Raw genomic sequence first — 19,207 nt, forward strand, 5'->3', positions numbered from 1 at the left:
ATGAAGAAATTGCAATTGGCGGGCATTGCCCGCGCGATGTTCGCCAGCCGGCGCACATGGGTCTTTGGCGCCGCCATGGCGGTCGCGGGCGCGGTCCATGCCGCTCCCGTCGAAATCCAGGTCTGGCACACGCTGCCGGACGCCAACAAGGCCGAGTTCGAGAAGCTCGCCAAGCAGTACAACAAGGAGCAGGACCAGGTCAAAGTGACCCTGCGCGCCTTCGCCTCGCAGGCGCAACTGCAGCAGGAAGCCACCGCAGCGGTCAAGGCCAAGAAGGCCCCCAACCTGGTGCAGTTGAACGACAACCACTCGCCGGAAGTCGTGGCTGAACACAAGGCCATCCTGCCGATGTACGAATTGCTGGCCAAGTATCCGGTCAAGGACTTGAACTGGTTCGTGCCGGCCACCAGCAGCTTCGTGCGCGACGGCAAGGGCCGCCTGCTGGCGTTCCCCTGGATGGCCGAAGTGCCGGTGATGTTCTACAACACCGCCGCCTACAAGAAGGCCGGCCTCGATCCCAACAAGCCCGCCCGCACCTGGACCGGCCTGCAGGGCGAGCTGTTGAAGCTGCGCGACGTGGCCGACCTCGACTGTCCCTACGCCTCCAGCGACCAGGTCTCGATTCACCTGGAAAACCTGGCGCCGGTAAACAACCAGCAGTACACCAGCAACAACAACGGCCTGGACGCGGTCACCAAGAAGAGCGCGGCGCCGGCGATGCAGTTCGACACGCTCTACATGCGCCACATCTCGCTGATGGTCAGTTGGAAGCGTTCGCTGCTGTTCATGGCGCACACCGCCGACAACAGCGCCGACAAGCTGTTCGCCAAGGGCGAATGCGCGGTGCTGACGGGCAACTCGGGCTCGTTTGGCCAGTTCCTGAACACCAAGTCGCTGGCCTTCGGCGTGGCGCCGCTGCCTTATTACGACCAGGCCACCCAGACCGGCGGCCAGCCGTTCGTGAGCGGCTCGGCCCTGTGGGCCCTGGATGGTCGTCCCAAGGACGAGGAAAAGGCCACGGCGCAGTTCCTGGCCTGGCTGTCCAAGCCCGTGATCGCGGCGGAATGGCATCAGCGCACCGGCTACCTGCCGCTGACCGAAGCCGCGTTCCGCGCCTCGGACGTGTCGTTCTACAAGAGCATCCCCGGCGCGCAAGCCGTGGTGGCCTCGATGAGCACCCGCCCGGTCGCCAACAGCCGCGGTTTCCGCATGGCCAACTACGACCGCATCGAGCCCGTGTTCAACCAGCAGCTCAACGACGCGCTGGAAGGCAAGACGCCGCCGGTGTCGGCGCTGAACAACGCCGCCAACCAGGCCCGCGCCATCGCCACGCAGCGTTGATCGCAGGCCCGTCGGGCAGGCGCCCCGGCGCCGCCCGGCCATCCGAAAGCCCGGTTTCCGAACCGGGCTTTTTTCATGCCCGTGACCCTCGGCGCGGAGGGGGGGCGAGGTTGCGCGGCGCCGGCGGGGGAGGGATGGATTGCTCCCTGCGTACATGCCGGTCTGTGAGGATGGCCGGCACGCCTGCACCATGATGGCGGTGCGGTCCGCTTCCGGGCCGCCGTCTTTACGAGGGTGGCGTGGATGGTACGAAGATTCTTCCTGGCGGCGGGGCTGGCGGGCCTGGCTGGATGCGCGGCCTGGCCGTCCGCTCGGCCGGCGACCGAGGCGGCCTGGCGGTCGGCCGCGGCCGCGTCGCGGGAGTACGATTTCGGTTGGCGGCTCTCCGGCGATCCGGCCGTGGCGCCGTTGCAGGTGTTCGACGACGGCCGCGAAATCTGGCTGCAATTCGCGCCGGACCAGCCTGTGCCGGCCATTTTCGGCGTCGATCCCGGCGGCATGCGAGTGCTGCCTTACGCGCGTCGTGACCCCTATCTGGTGTTGGCCGGCTGCTGGGACGCCCTGGTGTTCCGCGGCGGGCGGCTGGCGGCGCGGGCGCGCCGCGCGTCGCGTCCGCTCCAGGAAGGCCGCGACGCCTGCGGGTCGTCCCCGACGGCGCAAGGCGCCGACAACCCTCTATAATCAAAGATTCGCCTAAATTCTGCTTCATCCACGATGAAATCCTCCGAGATTCGCCAGCAGTTCCTGCAATTCTTCAAGTCCAAGGGACACACCATCGTTCCTTCGTCGTCGCTCGTGCCGGGCAACGATCCGACCCTGCTTTTCACCAATTCGGGCATGGTCCAGTTCAAGGACGTCTTCACGGGCAAGGAATCGCGGTCGTACACGCGTGCCACGTCGTCGCAGCGCAGCGTGCGCGCCGGCGGCAAGCACAACGACCTGGAGAACGTGGGCTACACCGCCCGCCACCATACGTTCTTCGAAATGCTGGGCAATTTCAGCTTTGGCGACTACTTCAAGCGCGACGCCATCCAGTACGCCTGGGAACTGCTGACGCAGGTCTACAAGCTGCCGGCCGAGAAGCTCTGGGTCACCGTCTACCAGGAAGACGACGAGGCCTATGACATCTGGGCCAAGGAAGTCGGCGTGCCGGCCGAGCGCATCATCCGCATCGGTGACAACAAGGGCGCGCGCTACGCGTCGGACAACTTCTGGCAGATGGCCGACACCGGTCCCTGCGGCCCGTGCTCGGAAATCTTCTACGACCACGGCCCCGAGATCTGGGGCGGCCCCCCGGGATCGCCCGAGGAAGACGGCGACCGCTACATCGAGATCTGGAACCTGGTGTTCATGCAGTTCGAGCGCGACGCCGCCGGCAACATGCCGCGCCTGCCGCGTCCCTGTGTCGATACCGGCATGGGCCTGGAGCGCATCGCGGCCGTGCTGCAGCACGTCCACTCCAACTACGAAATCGACCTGTTCCAGAACCTGATCGCCGCCGCCGCGCGCGAAACCGGCGTCAAGGACCTTGCGAACAATTCGCTCAAGGTCATCGCCGACCACATCCGCGCCTGCTCGTTCCTGATCGTCGACGGCGTCATCCCCAGCAACGAAGGCCGCGGCTACGTGCTGCGCCGCATCGTCCGCCGCGCGCTGCGCCACGGTTACAAGCTGGGCCAGACCAAGCCGTTCTTCCACCGCCTGGTGCCCGACCTGGTCGCCGAGATGGGCGAAGCCTATCCCGAGCTGGCCGCCACCGCCGAGCGCGTGGCGCAGGTGCTCAAGCAGGAAGAAGAACGCTTCGGCGAAACGCTGGAACACGGCATGCGCATCCTTGACGGCGCGCTGGCCAACGTGCCCAAGGGCGGCCAACTGGACGGCACCACGCTGTTCACGCTGTACGACACCTACGGCTTCCCGGTAGACCTGACCGCCGACATCTGCCGCGAACGCGAAGTCGACGTCGACATGGCCGGCTTCGAAGTCGCCATGGAACGCCAGCGCGACCAGGCGCGCGCCGCCGGCAAGTTCAAGATGGCCGAAGGCCTGAGCTACGAAGGCGCGGAAACGCGTTTCGAAGGCTACGAAAAGCTCGAACTCGACAACGTCAAGGTCACGGCCTTGTACCTCGACGGCACCCAGGTGCAACAGGTGCAGGCCGGCCAGAGCGCCGTGGTGGTGCTGGACGCCACCCCGTTCTACGCCGAGTCCGGCGGCCAGGTCGGTGACACCGGTCTGCTCGAAGCGGTCGGCGTGCGTTTCGCCGTGGGCGACACGCTCAAGATCCAGTCCGGCGTGTTCGGCCATCACGGCACGCTGGAAGAGGGCAAGCTGGCGGTCGGCGACACCGTGCTGGCGCGCGTGGACGCGGTGCGCCGCGCCCGCACCGTGCGCAACCACTCGGCCACCCATTTGATGCACAAGGCCCTGCGCCAGGTGCTGGGCGCGCACGTACAGCAGCGCGGCTCGCTGGTCGACCCCGACAAGACCCGTTTCGACTTCGCGCAGGACGCGCCCCTGACGGCCGAGCAGATCGCTCGCGTCGAGGCCATCGTCAATGCCGAGATCCTCGCCAACCAGCCCACCGTGGCTCAGGTCATGGCCTACGATGACGCCGTCAAGGGCGGCGCCATGGCGCTGTTCGGCGAAAAGTACGGCGACACCGTGCGCGTGCTCGACATCGGTTTCTCGCGTGAACTGTGCGGTGGCACCCACGTCAGCCGCACCGGCGACATCGGCCTGTTCAAGATCGTGTCCGAAGGCGGCGTGGCCGCCGGCGTGCGCCGTATCGAGGCCATCACGGGCGACAACGCCCTGGCTTGGGTGCAGAACCAGAGCGCGTTGCTGGCTCAGGTGGCCGGCATGCTGCGCAGCACGCCGGCCGACCTGCCGGCCCGCATCGCGCAGGTGCAGGACCAGGTCAAGCAGCTCGAAAAAGACCTGGAACAATCGCGCAGCAAGCTCGCCGCCAGCGCCGGCAACGACCTGGCCAGCTCCGCGGCCGTCGAGGTCAAGGGCATCAAGCTGCTGGCCGCCAGCATCGGCGACGTCGACCCCAAGGCCCTGCGCGGCATGGTCGACAACCTGAAAGACCGCCTCAAGCCCGCCGTGGTGCTGCTGGCCACCGGCTCGGCCGACGGCAAGATCAGCGTCGTCGGCGGCGTCACGGCCGACCTGACCAACCGCATCAAGGCCGGCGACCTGGTGGGCTTCGTCGCCAGCCAGGTGGGCGGCAAGGGCGGCGGTCGTCCGGACATGGCCATGGGCGGCGGCACCGATCTGGCGGCGCTGCCTGCCGCGATCGCCAGCGTGCAGAAGTGGGTCGATGAGCGCCTCTGACATGGACAACGCGTCAGGCGCCACGGCGCCGTCGTTCGACCAGGAGGTGGATGCCAGCGGCCTGACCTGCCCCTTGCCCATCCTGCGCGCCAAGAAGGCCCTGGCGCAGATGGAAAGCGGGCAGGTGCTGCGTGTCGTCACCACCGACCGCAACGCCATCCGCGATTTCCAGGCCTTTTCGCGCCAGACCGGCAACGTGCTGGTCGCGCAACACGAGGCCGACGGTCGCGGCGTGCATTTCCTGCGCCGCCGCTAGCCACGCAGTTGCCGCGCGACACATGAAAAAGGCCAGCCTCTCCCCAGGCTGGCCTTTTTTTGTCGGCGCTCGTCGCGCCTTATTTATGAATCGCCGCCGCCACGGCTTGCGTGATGGTGAAGTCCACCAGGTCGCCTTCCTTGAGCTGCGCCAACCGGGCCTGCAAGGCGGGGTCCTGCACCTGGATCGTGCGCAGGCCGCCTTGCGGACCCTTCAGTGTCACGAGATTGGCGCTCTTGTTGATGTGCCAGATTTCCGCGGTGATGGTGGTCTGCCGGCCCATCGCGCCACCCGGCTTGGCGCCCTTGGCGCTACGCGTGGCGGCGGTCTCGGTGACCACCTCCGGCGCGCCGGAACCCGCGCGCCGCACGTCGATGGCGACCGATTCGTAATAGTCCAGCGTAAGCGAATCGCCCGGCTTGATTTGCTTGAAGTTGCGCACGTTAGGTCCGGCCTGGATATCCACTACGTTGCCATTGGCGCCCTGCAGGGTGATGGTGCGGGTGGCGGGATCCACCGCGGTGACCTTGCCGGTGGCGGTGGTCAACGCGGCGCCGACCACCCGGGCCTGGGCCGCCATCGGCAGCGCCAGCATGCCCGCCACCAAACCTGTTGCCGCCAGGCGCGCGACAGGGGTGAAGACAGTTTTACGGTTCTTCATGGTGTAGCACCCTCCGGTAGAGGAAGTTGTGGGAAAACGCTGGGGAGAAACAGGGCGCGATCAGCCCCTGCGAAAACGGGGGCGTTCGCGCGGGCATGCGGTGCGTGAGGGCGGGGAAGGGCAACACCGTTGCGGCGCGGCCGGGGGGAGCGGGCTTGCGGATGTGGCGTAGGATGACATTCCGATCTCTCCAATCGGGGAAATGCTTCACACGCACTTGCAAAGGGTGCCGGTCGGGCGGCGCGTCCCGGATGGCAACGCCGCCGGGCGATTTTCATGCGCCCCGGCGCAGCACGGCGGCCCGTGACGGGCTACACTCTGTCTGCGGCGGGCTCCTGCCCGGATTTTGTAGAATACCCGTATGTGGTGCATATGTGGTGTTTTCGCGTATAAATCGCGCCGCGCCTTCCGATATTCAGCATGCGCATTTGCCAGTCGGCTTGTTTAAGTGCTAGAATTTCCCGTTTTTCACAACTAATTCAAGGGATTACCTATGGTGGTGATTCGCCTGGCCCGCGGTGGGTCCAAGAAGCGTCCGTTCTACAACCTGGTGGCCACCGATTCGCGTAACCGTCGCGACGGCCGTTTCATCGAGCGCGTGGGTTTCTACAACCCCGTCGGCAACGAAGGCGCGGAAAACCTGCGCATCGCGCTGGATCGCGTGCAGCACTGGACCAGCAACGGCGCCCAGCTGTCGCCGGCCGTCGAGCGTCTGGTCAAGGACTACTCGGCCAAGGTTTCCGCCGCGGCTTAATGCCCGCGTCGCACGCCTGAACCCTGCTAGTTTCTAGCTACGCTGTACGAAACCGATAGCCCGATACATGTCTGATGCCGCACATTCCAACGCGGCGCCTGCGGACTTGATCGAGTTGGGCCGCATCAGTGCGGCCTACGGTGTGAAAGGCTGGGTCAAGGTGCAGCCGCATTCGGCCAATGCCGAAGTGCTGCTCTCAGCTTCTCAATGGTGGTTGACTCGCCCTGTGCCTGAATTGGCGCGGGGCGCTGTCGCGTCTGCGCCTGTCGCATACAAGGTCGTGCAAGTCCGTTCGCAGGGCGCCACCGTGGTGGCCCAGTTGGCCGGCATCGCCGACCGTGACCAGGCCGAAGCGCTGCGCGGTTATTCCGTGCAGGCGCCGCGGGGTTCCTTCCCTGCGCCCGAAGAAGACGAATACTACTGGGTCGATCTCATTGGCTGTTCGCTGTATACCACGGCGGATGGCGACGCCGCGCTCATTGGTGTGGTGGACGAGGTCCTGGATAACGGCGCTCACGCCGTCTTGAAGGTCTTGCGCCAGAAGGTCGGAGCCGACGGCCCCGAAACCTTGCTGAACGCCAAGGGAAAGCCCGCCGAAATGCTCGTTCCGTTCGTGCGCGCGCACATCCAAGCCGTCGATCTGGCCGCGCGCCGCATCGATAGCGACTGGCCCGCGGATCTCTGATGCGCATCGATGTCGTGACGCTCTTTCCCGAGATGTTCGGGGTGGTGCGCGACCTCGGCGTCACCGGCCGGGCCCATGCCCAGGGCCGGTGGGCGCTGCATGCGTGGAATCCGCGAGATTTCACCACTGATCCCCACCGTACCGTGGACGACCGCCCCTATGGCGGCGGCCCCGGCATGGTGATGATGGCCGCTCCGCTGGAAGCCGCCGTCAGCGCCGCCCAGGCGGCGCGCGCGGCCCAAGGCCTGGGGCCGGCCCCGGTGGCGCTACTCGCACCCGTGGGCAAGCGTTACGATCAGGCCGGCGCCGAGGCGCTGGCTGCCAGCGACGGCCTGATTCTCATCTGCGGTCGCTACGAAGGGGTCGACCAGCGCTTCATCGAGCGTTGTGTCACCCACGAAATCTCGCTGGGCGACTTCGTGTTGTCCGGCGGCGAGATCGCGGCGCTGGCCGTGATCGACGCCGCGGTGCGCCTGTTGCCGGGCGTGCTGAACGACGGCGACTCCGCGCTGCAGGACTCCTTCAACGACACGCTGTCCGGCCTGCTGGACAGCCCGCATTACACGCGCCCCGAAGTCTACGAGGGCGCGCCCGTGCCGGCGCCGCTGCTCAGCGGCCACCATGCCAACATCTCGCGCTGGCGCCGTGAACGCTCGCTGGCGTTGACCGTTGCGCGACGTCCCGAGCTGATCGAGTCGGCCCGCGCCCAGGGGTGGCTGTCGCTCGCCGACGAGCGCTTCCTGGCCGAGCTGGCCGGCGAGCCGTTGCCGCCGCTGCCCGCCAAGCGCCGCCGCGGGTCCAAGCCCAAGGCTTCCTGAGCCGGCAGGCGCATCCCCCCCCGCCCCCCCCCCAACTCAAGCCCGGCTTTCTTCGCAAGCCTTTTCCCATTTTCCAAGACCCGATCAGCCTAGGGATGCTCCTAGGTTGTAGCGACTCGGCGCGCTCCTTAGTATTGAAAATTACATAAAAATGAAATTTTCATATGAGCCGATCCTCTCCCGTGCCGCGTGATGCCGCCGCGCTCTCCAAGCCAGCGCTGGCGGCGGGTCGCCCTGAGTCCGCCGTCGACATGTGGCTGGGCCAGCAGTTGCGCCAGTTGCGCAAGCAGCAGGGCCGCTCGCTGGCGGACGTGGCGCAGGCCTGCGGCATGTCGCTGGGGCTGCTCAGCCAGATCGAGCGCGGGCTGAGCTCCGCGTCGGTCAAGACGCTGCACCAACTGGCGCGCGAGTTCGGCGTGTCGGTCAACGCCTTGCTGCGCAACGCCGAGCACACCGAAGGCGAGGACGGCGGCCGCGTCGCCCGCGCCGGCACGCACCGCTATATCGACCTGCGCGAGAAAGGCATCGTCAAGGAGATGTACACGCCGCCCGCGTGCCGCAGCATGGACCTGTGCCGCGCCACCATCGAGCCCGGCGGCTCGACCGGCAACGAACTGTTCGTGACCGGGCAGGGCGAGCAGATCGGCGTGGTGCTCAAGGGCGCGCTCGAACTCTGGGTGGGCGACCGCGTCGTGCTGCTCAAGGAGGGCGACAGTTTCTGCTATGCCAGCAGCACGCCGCGGCGCTGGCGCAATCCCGGCTCGCAGGTGACCGAAGTCATCTGGGCCATCTCGAATATCAATCAAGCCGCGGGGGATATGACGCAACCGCCGCCTTGAGCGCGCGGGCAGTGAATCGGCGCGATGACACTGGGGATCATCCGCCTTCCGGGCACGCTCCGGAACGCTTTGCCTAGATGAGGAAATGTCATGAAATTCAAGACTCTGGTTGTCTCTGTATTCGCAGCATTGTCCACGGCCACGGCCGCGCAGGCCCAGACGGTGTTGAAGGTGGGATCCACGCCCACCGGCAGTCCGTTCACTTTTCTTGACACCAAGACCAACTCCATCGAGGGGGTGATGGTCGATATTGTTAAAGCGGTCGGCAAGGAGGCTGGCTTCGAGGTGCAGATCGAGCCCATGGCGTTTTCGGCGCTGATCGGTTCGCTGACTTCCAAGCGCATCGACATCGTCTCGGCGGCCATGTTCATCACGCCGCAGCGCCAGCAGGTGGTGAGTTTCTCGGAGCCGGTCTATCGCTATGGCGAAGGCCTGATGGTGCTCAAGAGCGACAACAAGGAATACAAGTCATTCGCCGACATGAAGGGCATGACGGTGGGGGTGCAGGTCGGCACCGCATTTGTCGAGCCGATCCAGAAGAGCGGCGTGTTCAAGGAGGTGAAGCTCTACGACAATCCGCCGGACATGATGCGCGACGCCAACGCCGGCCGCATCCAGGGCGGGTTCATGGACTATCCCATCGCCGCCTACATCCTGACCCAGGGCAACTATCCCAACCTGAAGATGGCGCAGTCCTACCAGCCCACCGTCATGGGCAGCCTGGGCCTGGCCACGCGCAAGGACGACACCGCCTTGCTCGAACGCATCAACAAGGCGCTGGCCAAGCTCAAGGCCGATGGCGCCATCGACCAGATCCTGAAGAAGTGGGGGCTGGGCGGCTGACGGCCGTTTGATGGCGGGCGTGGCGCCGCGGCAGGCGTCCGCCCTGACTGCGCGCCCTGGCGCGCGGACCGGCCGCGTCCCCGGGTTTCCGGAGGCGGCCCAGTTGGGGTGAATCGAGTCATGACGGAATTCTTCAAAGACGCGGCGGAATACCTGCCGATCCTGTTGCAGGGCGCCAAGCTCACCATCCTGGTGACGCTCGGGTCGCTGGTCCTGTCCACGCTGCTGGGGCTGGTGTGGGCGCTGATGCGCGTCTCCGGCAACAAATACCTGTCCAAGTTCAGCGCGGGCGTGATCAACCTGCTGCGCGGCATCCCGATCATCGTGCTGCTGTTCTACATCTATTTCGTGATGCCGGACATGGGCATCGCCCTGACGGCGGTGCAGGCGGCCATCATCGGGCTGGGCATCGCCTACTCGGCCTACCAGGCCGAGAACTTCCGCGCGGGGATCGAAGCCATCGACCGCGGCCAGATCGAGGCGGCCATGGCGATGGGCATGAGCTGGAGCATGACCATGCGCCGCGTGGTGCTGCCGCAGGCCGTCAAGATCGTGCTGCCGCCCTACGGCAACATCATGATCATGATGCTCAAGGACTCGTCGCAGGCGTCCACCATCACGGTGGCCGAGCTTGCCCTGCAAGGCAAGCTGATTGCCGTGTCGACGTTCAAGAACGCCACCGTGTTCTCGCTGGTGGCGCTGATGTACCTGGTGATGTGCGTGCCGCTGATCCTGCTGGTGCGGCATCTGGAAAAGAGGAGTGCCGCCAAATGATCGAACTCAAGGGCGTGCGCAAGAGCTTCGGGTCGCTGGAGGTGCTCAAGGGCATCGATGCCTCGGTCAGCAAGGGCGAAGTCGTATGCGTGATCGGGCCATCCGGCTCGGGCAAGTCCACCATCCTGCGCTGCATCAACGGGCTGGAGCGCTACAACGCCGGCCGCATCACCGTGGATGGCGAACTGGTGGACTGCGATGCGGCCTCCATCGTTTCCATCCGCACGCAGGTGGCGATGGTGTTCCAGCGCTTCAACCTGTTCCCGCATCGCACCGCGCTGGAGAACGTGGTGGAAGGTCCGATCTACGTGAAGGGCGAGCCGCGCGCGCAGGCGCTGGAGCGCGGCCGTGAATTGCTCGCCAGTGTCGGCCTGGCCGACAAGGCCGACGCCCATCCGCCGCAACTGTCCGGCGGCCAGCAGCAGCGCGTGGCGATCGCGCGGGCCCTGGCGATGCAGCCGAAGGCGATCCTGTTCGACGAACCGACCTCGGCGCTCGACCCCGAGCTGGTGGGCGACGTGCTGGGCGTGATGCGCAAGCTGGCCGAGGCCGGCATGACCATGGTCGTCGTGACGCACGAGATGAGCTTCGCGCGCGAGGTTGCCGACCGCGTCATGTTCTTTGACGGCGGCGTGATGGTGGAGCAGGGCGCCGCCCGTGAAGTGCTGAATCAGCCGCAGCACCCGCGCACGCAGGATTTCCTGCGCCGCGTGCTGCATCCCATGTGAGGAACCATCATGTCGCAGACGCCGTTTCCGCTTTCCCCGTCGCTCTGGGCCGCCACCGCGGCGCCGCCGCCGGACACGCAGCCGCTGACGCAGTCCGAGCAGGCCGACGTGCTGGTGGTGGGCGGCGGCTACGCCGGCCTGAGCACCGCGCTGCACCTGGCCGAGCAGGGCGTGCGGGTGGTGCTGCTGGAAGCGCGCGAGATCGGCTTCGGGGGCTCGGGGCGCAACGGCGGCCAGGTCATTCCCGGCCTCAAGTACGATCCCGATGCGCTCGTTTCGATGTTCGGCGCCGAGCGCGGCGAACGCCTGGTGCGCTTCGCTGGCGCCACCGCCGACGCGGTGTTCAACCTGATCGAACGGCATGCCATGGACGTGCCGCATGTGCGCAGGGGGTGGATCCAGGGCGCGCACAATCCCGCCGCGCTGGAACTGGCGCACGCCCGCGCCGCGCAATGGGCGCGCCATGGCGCCGACGCGCAGCCGTTGGACCGGGCCGAGGTGGCGCGGCTGATCGGGGCCGACCGCTACCTGGGCGGCTGGGTCGACCGCCGCGCGGGCGCGGTGCAGCCGCTGAGCTATGCGCGCGGACTGGCCCGCGCCGCCCTGAATGCCGGCGCCGTGATTCATACCGACACGCCAGTCACCGGTCTGAAGCGCGACGGCGGCAAGTGGACCGCCACGACTCCCGGCGGCGCCAGCGTGACCGCCGACCGCGTGGTGATGTGCACCAACGCCTACGGCGCCGATCTGCTGCCGGGCTTGAAGACCTCGATCATCGACGCCAATACCTTCCAGGTCGCCACCACGCCGCTGCCGGAGCGCCTGCGCGCAGGCATCTTTCCGGAAGGCCACGTCACGTCCGATACCCGCAACCTGCTGCTGTATTTTCGCCTGGACCACCAGGGCCGCCTGCTGATGGGCGGGCGTGGGCCCTTCCGCGAGCCCAAGGGGCCGCAGGACTGGGCCCACCTGGAACGGGTGATGGTGAAGATGTTCCCGCAGGTGGCCGGCACGCCGTTCGAGTACCGCTGGTGCGGCCGCGTGGCCATCACCCGCGACTATCTGCCGCACCTGCACGAGCCGCAGCCCGGGCTGCTGGTGGATATCGGCTGCCAGGGGCGCGGCGTGGGCCTGCAGACCAGCATGGGCCGCGCCATGGCGCAGTACCTCGTCAGCGGCGACGCCAAGGCGCTGCCGGTGCCGTTGTCGCCCGTAAAGCCGTTTCCGCTCTATGGACTGCGCCGCCTGTACGTGAACGCCGTGGTCACCTGGTACCGGATGACCGACGGCGGCGTATAGGCCGATGCGATCAGGCCGCGCGAAAAAAAGCCCCGGAGAGGATCCGGGGCCCTTTGCATGAACGCATTGCCGGGCGATCAGTTGCCCAGCTTGCCGCGCTGTTCGCGCACCTTCTGCAGCGTCTCGCCGAATTGAGCCAGGCGGGCCTTTTCCTGCTCGACCACGGCGGCCGGGGCGCGTTCAACGAAGCTGGCGTTGGACAGCTTGCCGTTGGCCTTGGCGATCTCGCCTTCCAGGCGGGCGATTTCCTTGTCCAGGCGCACGCGCTCGGCGGCCACGTCGATCTCGACATGCAACATCAGGCGGCTGGCGCCCACCACCTGCACCGGCGCGCCAGCGTCGGGCAGGGCGTCCAGCACGTCCACCTGGCTGAGCTTGGCCAGCGCGGCCAGGTAGGGGGCGTTGCGCGTCAGCGTGGGCGCGTCGCCCTGGGCGCACAGCGGCACTTTCTGCGCCGGCGACAGGTTCATCTCGCCGCGCAGCGCGCGCACGGCCTCGACCTGGGCCTTCAGTTCGGCCACGTCGGCTTCGGCGGCGGTGTCCACGGCGGCCGGATTGGCCTGCGGGTACGGCTGCACGCTGACACTGTCTGCCACGCCTTGCTTGCGCTTGCCGGCCACCACCGAGACCTTCTGCCACAGCTCTTCCGTGATGAACGGAATGATCGGGTGGGCCAGGCGCAGCACGCCTTCCAGCACGCGGATCAGCGTGCGGCGCGTGCCCAGTTGCTGGGCCGGCGTGCCGGTCTGGATCTGCACCTTGGCCAGTTCCAGGTACCAGTCGCAGTATTCGTCCCAGACGTAGCGGTACAGCGCGTTGGCCACGTTGTCGAAACGGTAGTCGGCGAAGCCGCGGGCCACCTCGGCTTCCAGCGCCTGTAGCTGGCTGACGATCCAGCGGTCGACGAACGAGGTTTCGCCCGCGTCCGGACCGGTCAGGTCGTGGCCTTCGGTGTTCATCAGCACGAAACGGGTGGCGTTCCAGAGCTTGTTGCAGAAGTTGCGATAGCCCTCGCAACGCTTCAGGTCGAAGTTGATGTTGCGGCCCAGGGTCGCGTAGGCGGCCATGGTGAAGCGCAGTGCGTCGGTGCCGAAGGCGGGAATGCCGTCCGGGTACTGGCGGCGCGTGGCCTTTTCGATGGCGCCGGCCTGCTTGGGATTCATCAGGCCGTAGGTGCGCTTGGCCACCAGGCCGTCCAGGTCGATGCCGTCGATCAGGTCGACCGGATCCAGCGTGTTGCCCTTGGACTTGCTCATCTTCTGGCCGTCGGCGTCGCGGATCAGGCCGTGCACGTAGACGTGCTTGAACGGGATCTGGCCGGTCAGGTGCGTGGTCAGCATGACCATGCGCGCGACCCAGAAGAAGATGATGTCAAAGCCGGTGACCAGCACGCTGGACGGCAGGTAGCGCGCCAGGTCGGCCGTCTTGTCGGGCCAGCCAAGCGTGGTGAAGGGCACCAGGCCCGATGAGAACCACGTGTCCAGCACGTCCGGATCGCGCTTGAGTTCGCCGGTGACGCCGGCGGCGCGGGCCTGCTGGACGGCTTCGGCCTCATCGTGCGCGACGAACACCTGGCCGTCATCCGAGTACCAGGCGGGAATCTGGTGACCCCACCACAGTTGGCGCGAAATGCACCAGTCCTGGATGTTGTTGAGCCACTGGTTGTAGATGGTGGTCCAGTTGTCCGGGTAGAACTGGATGCGGCCGTCGGCGACGACCTCCAGCGCCACTTCGGTGATGCTCTTGCCCGGGTTGAGCGTGCCCTCGGGGGCCGGCTTGCTCATGGCGACGAACCACTGGTCGGTCAGCATGGGCTCGAGCACGACGCCGGTGCGGTCGCCCTTGGGCTGCATCATCTTGTGCGGCTCGACCTTGACGAGGTAGCCTTCGGCTTCCAGTTGGGCCACCACGGCCTTGCGGGCCTCGTAGCGCTCCATGCCCTGGAACTGCTTGGGGCCGTTCTCGTTGATGTGCGCGTCGAGCGTGAAGATCACGATCAGCGGCAGGTCGTGGCGCATCGCGCAGGCGTAGTCGTTGAAGTCGTGCGCGCCGGTGATCTTGACGCAACCGGTGCCGAATTCGGGGTCGACGAAGTCATCCGCGATGATGGGGATGTTGCGGTCGCACAGCGGCAGTTCGACTTCCTTGCCGACCAGGTGCTTGTAGCGCGGGTCTTCAGGGTGCACGCACAGCGCGCCGTCGGCCAGCATGGTCTCGGGGCGGGTGGTGGCGATGGTCATGCCGCGCAGGGTGACCGTCTGGCCGTCCTTGTCGACGATGGTCTGCGGACCGTCGACGAAGGGGTAGAGGATGTGCCACATGTGGCCGTCGGTCTCTTCCGACTGGACTTCCAGGTCGGACACGGCCGTCAGCAGCTTGGGATCCCAGTTGACCAGGCGCTTGCCGCGGTAGATCAGGCCCTGTTTATGCAGGCGCACGAAGGTCTCCACCACGCCGCGCGACATGCGGTCGTCCATGGTGAAGTACTCGCGCGGCCAGTCGGCCGAGGCGCCCAGCCGGCGCACCTGGCCGGTGATGGCGTTGCCCGACTTTTCCTTCCACTCCCACACTTTTTCGACGAATTTCTCGCGGCCGAGGTCGTGGCGCGAAACCTTCTGCGCGTCGAGCTGTCTTTCAACCACGATCTGCGTGGCGATGCCGGCGTGATCCGTCCCCGGAATGAAAACGGTGTCGTCGCCCAGCATGCGGTGGTAGCGGATCAGGCCATCCATGATGGTCTGGTTGAACGCATGGCCCATGTGCAGGGTGCCCGTCACGTTGGGCGGCGGGAACTGGATGACGTAAGGCTGGCCTTCGGTCCCCGTTTTTACGTGCGACCCCGCGGCGAAGTAGCCGCGCTTTTCCCACTCGGCGTACCAGCGGGATTCGAGTTCGGCAGGTTCGAAGCTCTTGGAGAGTTCCGGGGAGTCGGTCGCGGCGGACGCGGCGTTCGGGGGAGCGGCTTGAGTCATTACAGGGTTCCGGCAGACAGGGCGCCCGGTCGATGGAAACGGGCAAGCAAACCGCTCATTTTAAGATGTAATGCGGTCGTATCGGCGTGTTAGAATACCGGGTTACTGTAAACCTTTTAGAAGTCCCTGAATTCATTGAGGTTTCGCCAAAAGTTCATTGAAAAAACGCTGCGAATTTCAGCGCAATGAATCGAGCGAAGCATTCGAGGTGGGACAGCCCGGGGGCAACCCCGGGATCACTCCGAAGGGTTGGCAGTGTCGAATCCCCGCCTTGGCACAGGCGGCCGGGACGGCCCGGAACGCGCTGTCAACGCAGTTGTTCCGAGTCGCTTGCGCGCCCATGGCGCGCTGCCGCTTGAAGGGTGACACCAACGAGCGCAGGCCACGCCAGGCAATCATAGAAACCAGTCAGTATCCGTTTTTGGAGTTCTCATGTCCGTCCAACGCACCCTCTCGATCATCAAGCCCGACGCCGTCGCCAAGAACGTCATCGGCCAGATCGTCGCCCGCTTCGAGCAAGCCGGCCTGAAGGTCATCGCCGCCCGCCTGGCCCAACTGTCGCGCGCCGACGCCGAGCGTTTCTACGCCGTCCACAAAGAGCGCCCCTTCTTCAAGGACCTGGTTGACTTCATGGTGTCGGGCCCCGTGTTCGTGCAAGTGCTGGAAGGCGAAGACGCCATCCAGAAGAACCGCGACCTGATGGGCGCCACCGATCCCAAGAAGGCCGCCCCGGGCACCATCCGCGCCGACTTCGCCGACAGCATCGACGCCAACGCCGTGCACGGCTCGGACGCGCCGGAAACGGCCGCTGTCGAAGTGGCTTTCTTCTTCCCCGAAATCAACATCCACAGCCGTTGATTTCCCGGAAATTCCTTTAGCGTCATAGCAATACCCTGGTCATGGAATCCGTCGAACGAATCAACCTGTTGGGGCTGGATGGCTCCGCCCTGTCCGAACTCGTCGGGCAGTGGGGCGGCAAGCCGTTTCGCGCCCGCCAGTTGCAGCGCTGGATGCACCAGCGCGGCGCCGATTCGTTCGACGCCATGACCGACCTGGCCCGCGATTTCCGCGGCCAGTTGGCGTCCCGTTGCGTCATCGAGGCGCTGGCGGTCAACACCGAGCAGCGCTCGTCGGACGGCACCCGCAAGTGGCTGTTCGACGTGGGGCAGGGCAACGCCATCGAAACCGTCTTCATCCCCGAGGACGACCGCGGCACCTTGTGCATCTCCAGCCAGGCGGGCTGCGTGGTGAACTGCCGTTTTTGCTCGACCGGCCACCAGGGGTTCAACCGCAACCTCAAGACCAGCGAGATCATCGGCCAGTTGTGGTGGGCCAAGCGCGTGCTGGAAGCCGACGTCGGCACCGCGCGCCTGGAAAGCGCCCGCGCCACCGAAGACACCCGCGTCATCAGCAACGTGGTCATGATGGGCATGGGCGAGCCCCTGCTCAACTACGACCAGGTGCTGCCGGCCCTGCGCCTGATGCTCGACGACAACGCCTATGGCCTGTCGCGCCGCCGCGTCACGGTGTCCACGTCGGGCGTGGTGCCCATGATGGACCGCCTGTCGCAGGACTGTCCGGTGGCGCTGGCCGTGTCGCTGCATGCGCCCAACGACGCGCTGCGCGACGAGCTGGTGCCGCTGAACAGGAAATACCCGTTGAAGGAGTTGCTGGCCGCGTGCGAACGCTACCTGGCTTTCGCGCCGCGCGACTTCATCACGTTTGAATACTGCATGCTGGATGGCATCAACGATACCGACCAGCACGCCAAGGAACTGATACACATTGCCCGCCAGATCCGCTGCAAGCTCAATCTGATCCCGTTCAATCCCTTCCCCGCCTCCGGCCTGAAGCGTTCGCCTTCGGCCCGCGTCAAGGTGTTCGCCCAGCGTCTGATGGACGCCGGCATCATCACGACGGTGCGCAAGACCCGGGGGGACGATATCGACGCCGCTTGTGGTCAACTGGCTGGAGAAGTGCGCGACCGTACCCGCATCACCGAGCGGAACGCCGCGCAGCGCCAGACCATACCAATTAGACAGGTGCATGCATGACGCAGGATATCGCTTCTGCAGTTTCAGAGACGCCCGCGAGCGCGGGCGGTTCGGGCAATGTGGGCTCGGCGCTGCGCACGCTGCGCCAATCCAAGGGCTGGTCGCTCGACGAAGTGTCCAGCCGCATCAAGTTTTCGGCCAAGCAGATCGAGGCCCTCGAGAACGAACAGTGGGGCGAACTGCCCACCGGCGTCTCGCTGCGCGGCCTGATCCGCAACTACGCCCGCATGCTGGGCGCCGATTCGCAGGCAATCGTTGATTCGCTCGACCCCAAGGCCCGCGTCACGGGCCCGGTCAAGCTGAGTCCGGGGGCGCTGCATTCGGCCCATTCCATTCCCCAGTCCGGCGCCGACGACGATCGCGCGTCCTCGACCTCCTGGGGCTGGCTGATCGCCATCGTGCTGGTGCTTGCCGCCGGCGTCGCCTATGCCTTCTGGCAGGGCTGGCTGCCGCAGCAATGGCTGGCGTTCGACTGGCTTCCCAAGCTGTCCAAGTAAATACCGGTTTCGCCGATGCAAGATTCCTCTCTGCCTTGCCAGGATGCGCCGCCGCCCGCCGTGGGCGCGGCTCCCCGCCGCGCCACGCGTTCGGTGGCGGTGAAGTGGGGCGACCGCACGGTCATGATCGGCGGCGACGCGCCGGTGGTGGTCCAGTCCATGACCAACACCGACACCGCCGATGCCATCGCCACGGCGATCCAGGTCAAGGAATTGGCGCTGGCTGGCTCCGAGATGGTGCGCATCACCGTCAACACGCCCGAAGCCGCCAGGGAAGTCATGGCGATCCGCGAGCAGCTCGACCGCATGGGCGTGGACGTGCCGCTGGTGGGCGACTTCCACTACAACGGCCACAAGCTGCTGACGCAATTCCCGGACTGCGCCCAGGCGCTGTCCAAGTACCGCATCAATCCGGGCAACATGGGCGGCGGCAAGCGTCGTGACGACAATTTCGCCCAGATGATCGAAGTGGCCTGCCGCTACGACAAGCCGGTGCGCATCGGCGTGAACTGGGGCAGCCTGGATCACGAGCTGATGGCGCGCAAGATGGACGAAAACAGCCGCCGCGCCCAGCCCTGGGAAGCGCAGGCGGTGATGCGCGACGCGCTGGTGGTGTCCGCCATCAGCAACGCCCAGCGCGCCGAGGAACTCGGCCTGCGCCGCGATGCCATCATCCTGTCGTGCAAGGTCAGTCACGTGCAGGACCTGATCGCGGTCTACCGCGACCTGTCGGCGCGTTGCGACTATCCGCTGCACCTGGGCCTGACCGAAGCCGGCATGGGCAGCAAGGGCATCGTCGCCTCGACCGCCGCGCTGGCCGTGCTGCTGCAGCAGGGCATCGGCGACACCATCCGCATCTCGCTGACGCCGGAACCGGGCGGCGACCGCGGCCGCGAGGCCGTGGTGGCGCAGGAGATCCTGCAGACCATGGGCCTGCGCGCGTTCACGCCCATGGTGGTGGCCTGCCCCGGTTGCGGCCGCACCAGCAGCACGTTCTTCCAGGAACTGGCCGATAGCATCCAATCCTACCTGCGCCGGCAGATGCCGGTGTGGCGCGCCCAGTACCCCGGCGTCGAAAGCATGAATGTCGCGGTCATGGGCTGTGTGGTCAACGGGCCTGGCGAAAGCCGCCACGCGGACATCGGCATCAGCCTGCCGGGCACCGGCGAGGTGCCGGCCGCGCCGGTGTTCGTCGACGGCGAGCGCACGGTCACCCTGAAGGGCGACCACATCGCCGAAGAATTCCAGGCCATCGTTGAAGACTACGTTGCGCGTCGCTACGGCGCGCTCGCCTCTCATTAAAAGAAAGGGTGTGGCCGCGAGGCGCGCTTGCCGGCGCGCGGAGCG

Annotated in this window: 18 protein-coding genes; 16 read left to right on the forward strand and 2 right to left on the reverse strand. The window is 66.4% G+C overall.

The window, feature by feature from the left end; genetic code table 11:
* From ACUDCK_RS09010 to ACUDCK_RS09025, 4 genes are all read left to right on the forward strand, one after another.
* Window positions 1–1,341 (forward strand): extracellular solute-binding protein, encoded by a 1,341-nt coding sequence (locus tag ACUDCK_RS09010; protein WP_054503929.1) that lies wholly within the window; start codon window positions 1–3, stop codon window positions 1,339–1,341.
* A 243-nt stretch (window positions 1,342–1,584) separates the two neighbouring features.
* A complete protein-coding gene (locus ACUDCK_RS09015) occupies window positions 1,585–2,022 on the forward strand; it encodes a TrbG/VirB9 family P-type conjugative transfer protein (protein WP_054503928.1) in 438 nt (145 codons plus the stop codon).
* Window positions 2,023–2,055: 33 nt separating this feature from the next.
* Entirely contained in the window at window positions 2,056–4,680 is a 2,625-nt protein-coding gene (gene alaS / locus ACUDCK_RS09020) for an alanine--tRNA ligase (protein ID WP_175167644.1), read from the forward strand.
* Window positions 4,667–4,936: a sulfurtransferase TusA family protein gene (locus ACUDCK_RS09025; RefSeq protein ID WP_054417798.1), complete on the forward strand. Its 270-nt coding sequence runs from the start codon at window positions 4,667–4,669 to the stop codon at window positions 4,934–4,936. Before alaS ends, ACUDCK_RS09025 begins: the two co-directional genes overlap by 14 nt.
* Window positions 4,937–5,015: 79 nt before the next feature.
* Here ACUDCK_RS09025 and ACUDCK_RS09030 read toward each other — a convergent pair whose 3' ends face one another.
* Complete coding sequence (locus ACUDCK_RS09030; RefSeq protein WP_175167645.1) at window positions 5,016–5,597, reverse strand: hypothetical protein; 582 nt, start codon at window positions 5,595–5,597, stop codon at window positions 5,016–5,018.
* 493 nt (window positions 5,598–6,090) lie between these two features.
* Here ACUDCK_RS09030 and rpsP point away from each other — a divergent pair, with 493 nt between their 5' ends.
* From rpsP to ACUDCK_RS09070, 8 genes are all read left to right on the forward strand, one after another.
* Window positions 6,091–6,351, forward strand: a complete 261-nt coding sequence (gene rpsP / locus ACUDCK_RS09035) for a 30S ribosomal protein S16 (RefSeq protein WP_006387841.1) — start codon at window positions 6,091–6,093, stop codon at window positions 6,349–6,351.
* A 67-nt stretch (window positions 6,352–6,418) separates the two neighbouring features.
* The gene (gene rimM / locus ACUDCK_RS09040) at window positions 6,419–7,036 is read left to right on the forward strand and encodes a ribosome maturation factor RimM (RefSeq protein WP_049075203.1); all 618 of its coding nucleotides are present in this window, start codon (window positions 6,419–6,421) and stop codon (window positions 7,034–7,036) included.
* Window positions 7,036–7,854 carry a tRNA (guanosine(37)-N1)-methyltransferase TrmD gene (gene trmD, locus ACUDCK_RS09045; RefSeq protein WP_064523193.1) on the forward strand — a complete coding sequence of 273 codons (819 nt, stop codon included), beginning with the start codon at window positions 7,036–7,038 and terminating at the stop codon, window positions 7,852–7,854. The genes rimM and trmD overlap by 1 nt, the downstream gene beginning before the upstream one ends.
* Window positions 7,855–8,018: 164 nt before the next feature.
* Window positions 8,019–8,693, forward strand: a complete 675-nt coding sequence (locus ACUDCK_RS09050) for a helix-turn-helix domain-containing protein (protein WP_175167646.1) — start codon at window positions 8,019–8,021, stop codon at window positions 8,691–8,693.
* Window positions 8,694–8,783: 90 nt separating this feature from the next.
* The gene (locus ACUDCK_RS09055) at window positions 8,784–9,536 is read left to right on the forward strand and encodes an ABC transporter substrate-binding protein (RefSeq protein WP_024068344.1); all 753 of its coding nucleotides are present in this window, start codon (window positions 8,784–8,786) and stop codon (window positions 9,534–9,536) included.
* 120 nt (window positions 9,537–9,656) lie between these two features.
* Window positions 9,657–10,310 (forward strand): amino acid ABC transporter permease, encoded by a 654-nt coding sequence (locus ACUDCK_RS09060; protein ID WP_006393967.1) that lies wholly within the window; start codon window positions 9,657–9,659, stop codon window positions 10,308–10,310.
* Entirely contained in the window at window positions 10,307–11,038 is a 732-nt protein-coding gene (locus tag ACUDCK_RS09065; RefSeq protein WP_024068345.1) for an amino acid ABC transporter ATP-binding protein, read from the forward strand. The genes ACUDCK_RS09060 and ACUDCK_RS09065 overlap by 4 nt, the downstream gene beginning before the upstream one ends.
* Before the next feature lie 9 nt (window positions 11,039–11,047).
* Window positions 11,048–12,337 (forward strand): NAD(P)/FAD-dependent oxidoreductase, encoded by a 1,290-nt coding sequence (locus tag ACUDCK_RS09070; RefSeq protein ID WP_064523199.1) that lies wholly within the window; start codon window positions 11,048–11,050, stop codon window positions 12,335–12,337.
* A 77-nt stretch (window positions 12,338–12,414) separates the two neighbouring features.
* On the opposite strand, the gene ACUDCK_RS09075 is transcribed toward ACUDCK_RS09070, so the two are convergent.
* Entirely contained in the window at window positions 12,415–15,309 is a 2,895-nt protein-coding gene (locus ACUDCK_RS09075; RefSeq protein WP_175167647.1) for a valine--tRNA ligase, read from the reverse strand.
* 432 nt (window positions 15,310–15,741) lie between these two features.
* Between ACUDCK_RS09075 and ndk the strand changes: the two genes are divergently transcribed.
* Genes ndk through ispG form a run of 4 tightly spaced genes read left to right on the forward strand, consistent with a single transcriptional unit; the run spans window position 15,742 to window position 19,162 of the window.
* Window positions 15,742–16,167 (forward strand): nucleoside-diphosphate kinase, encoded by a 426-nt coding sequence (ndk, locus tag ACUDCK_RS09080; protein ID WP_006387851.1) that lies wholly within the window; start codon window positions 15,742–15,744, stop codon window positions 16,165–16,167.
* A gap of 41 nt (window positions 16,168–16,208) precedes the next feature.
* Window positions 16,209–17,363: a 23S rRNA (adenine(2503)-C(2))-methyltransferase RlmN gene (rlmN, locus tag ACUDCK_RS09085; protein ID WP_175167648.1), complete on the forward strand. Its 1,155-nt coding sequence runs from the start codon at window positions 16,209–16,211 to the stop codon at window positions 17,361–17,363.
* On the forward strand, window positions 17,360–17,860 hold the full coding sequence (locus ACUDCK_RS09090) for a helix-turn-helix domain-containing protein (protein WP_006387853.1): 501 nt from the start codon (window positions 17,360–17,362) through the stop codon (window positions 17,858–17,860). Before rlmN ends, ACUDCK_RS09090 begins: the two co-directional genes overlap by 4 nt.
* A gap of 15 nt (window positions 17,861–17,875) precedes the next feature.
* On the forward strand, window positions 17,876–19,162 hold the full coding sequence (gene ispG / locus ACUDCK_RS09095) for a flavodoxin-dependent (E)-4-hydroxy-3-methylbut-2-enyl-diphosphate synthase (RefSeq protein ID WP_054503921.1): 1,287 nt from the start codon (window positions 17,876–17,878) through the stop codon (window positions 19,160–19,162).
* The last annotated feature ends 45 nt before the right edge of the window (window positions 19,163–19,207 follow it).

It is taken from the genome of Achromobacter sp. CF-sbj1-Ac2-l (assembly GCF_052698165.1).

Coding starts and splice junctions, on each gene's coding strand:
- ACUDCK_RS09010 (WP_054503929.1), top strand. CDS start 1: ATGAAGAAATTGCAATTGGCGGGCATTGCCCGCGCGATGTTCGCCAGC.
- ACUDCK_RS09015 (WP_054503928.1), top strand. CDS start 1,585: ATGGTACGAAGATTCTTCCTGGCGGCGGGGCTGGCGGGCCTGGCTGGA.
- alaS (WP_175167644.1), top strand. CDS start 2,056: ATGAAATCCTCCGAGATTCGCCAGCAGTTCCTGCAATTCTTCAAGTCC.
- ACUDCK_RS09025 (WP_054417798.1), top strand. CDS start 4,667: ATGAGCGCCTCTGACATGGACAACGCGTCAGGCGCCACGGCGCCGTCG.
- ACUDCK_RS09030 (WP_175167645.1), bottom strand. CDS start 5,597: ATGAAGAACCGTAAAACTGTCTTCACCCCTGTCGCGCGCCTGGCGGCA.
- rpsP (WP_006387841.1), top strand. CDS start 6,091: ATGGTGGTGATTCGCCTGGCCCGCGGTGGGTCCAAGAAGCGTCCGTTC.
- rimM (WP_049075203.1), top strand. CDS start 6,419: ATGTCTGATGCCGCACATTCCAACGCGGCGCCTGCGGACTTGATCGAG.
- trmD (WP_064523193.1), top strand. CDS start 7,036: ATGCGCATCGATGTCGTGACGCTCTTTCCCGAGATGTTCGGGGTGGTG.
- ACUDCK_RS09050 (WP_175167646.1), top strand. CDS start 8,019: ATGAGCCGATCCTCTCCCGTGCCGCGTGATGCCGCCGCGCTCTCCAAG.
- ACUDCK_RS09055 (WP_024068344.1), top strand. CDS start 8,784: ATGAAATTCAAGACTCTGGTTGTCTCTGTATTCGCAGCATTGTCCACG.
- ACUDCK_RS09060 (WP_006393967.1), top strand. CDS start 9,657: ATGACGGAATTCTTCAAAGACGCGGCGGAATACCTGCCGATCCTGTTG.
- ACUDCK_RS09065 (WP_024068345.1), top strand. CDS start 10,307: ATGATCGAACTCAAGGGCGTGCGCAAGAGCTTCGGGTCGCTGGAGGTG.
- ACUDCK_RS09070 (WP_064523199.1), top strand. CDS start 11,048: ATGTCGCAGACGCCGTTTCCGCTTTCCCCGTCGCTCTGGGCCGCCACC.
- ACUDCK_RS09075 (WP_175167647.1), bottom strand. CDS start 15,309: ATGACTCAAGCCGCTCCCCCGAACGCCGCGTCCGCCGCGACCGACTCC.
- ndk (WP_006387851.1), top strand. CDS start 15,742: ATGTCCGTCCAACGCACCCTCTCGATCATCAAGCCCGACGCCGTCGCC.
- rlmN (WP_175167648.1), top strand. CDS start 16,209: ATGGAATCCGTCGAACGAATCAACCTGTTGGGGCTGGATGGCTCCGCC.
- ACUDCK_RS09090 (WP_006387853.1), top strand. CDS start 17,360: ATGACGCAGGATATCGCTTCTGCAGTTTCAGAGACGCCCGCGAGCGCG.
- ispG (WP_054503921.1), top strand. CDS start 17,876: ATGCAAGATTCCTCTCTGCCTTGCCAGGATGCGCCGCCGCCCGCCGTG.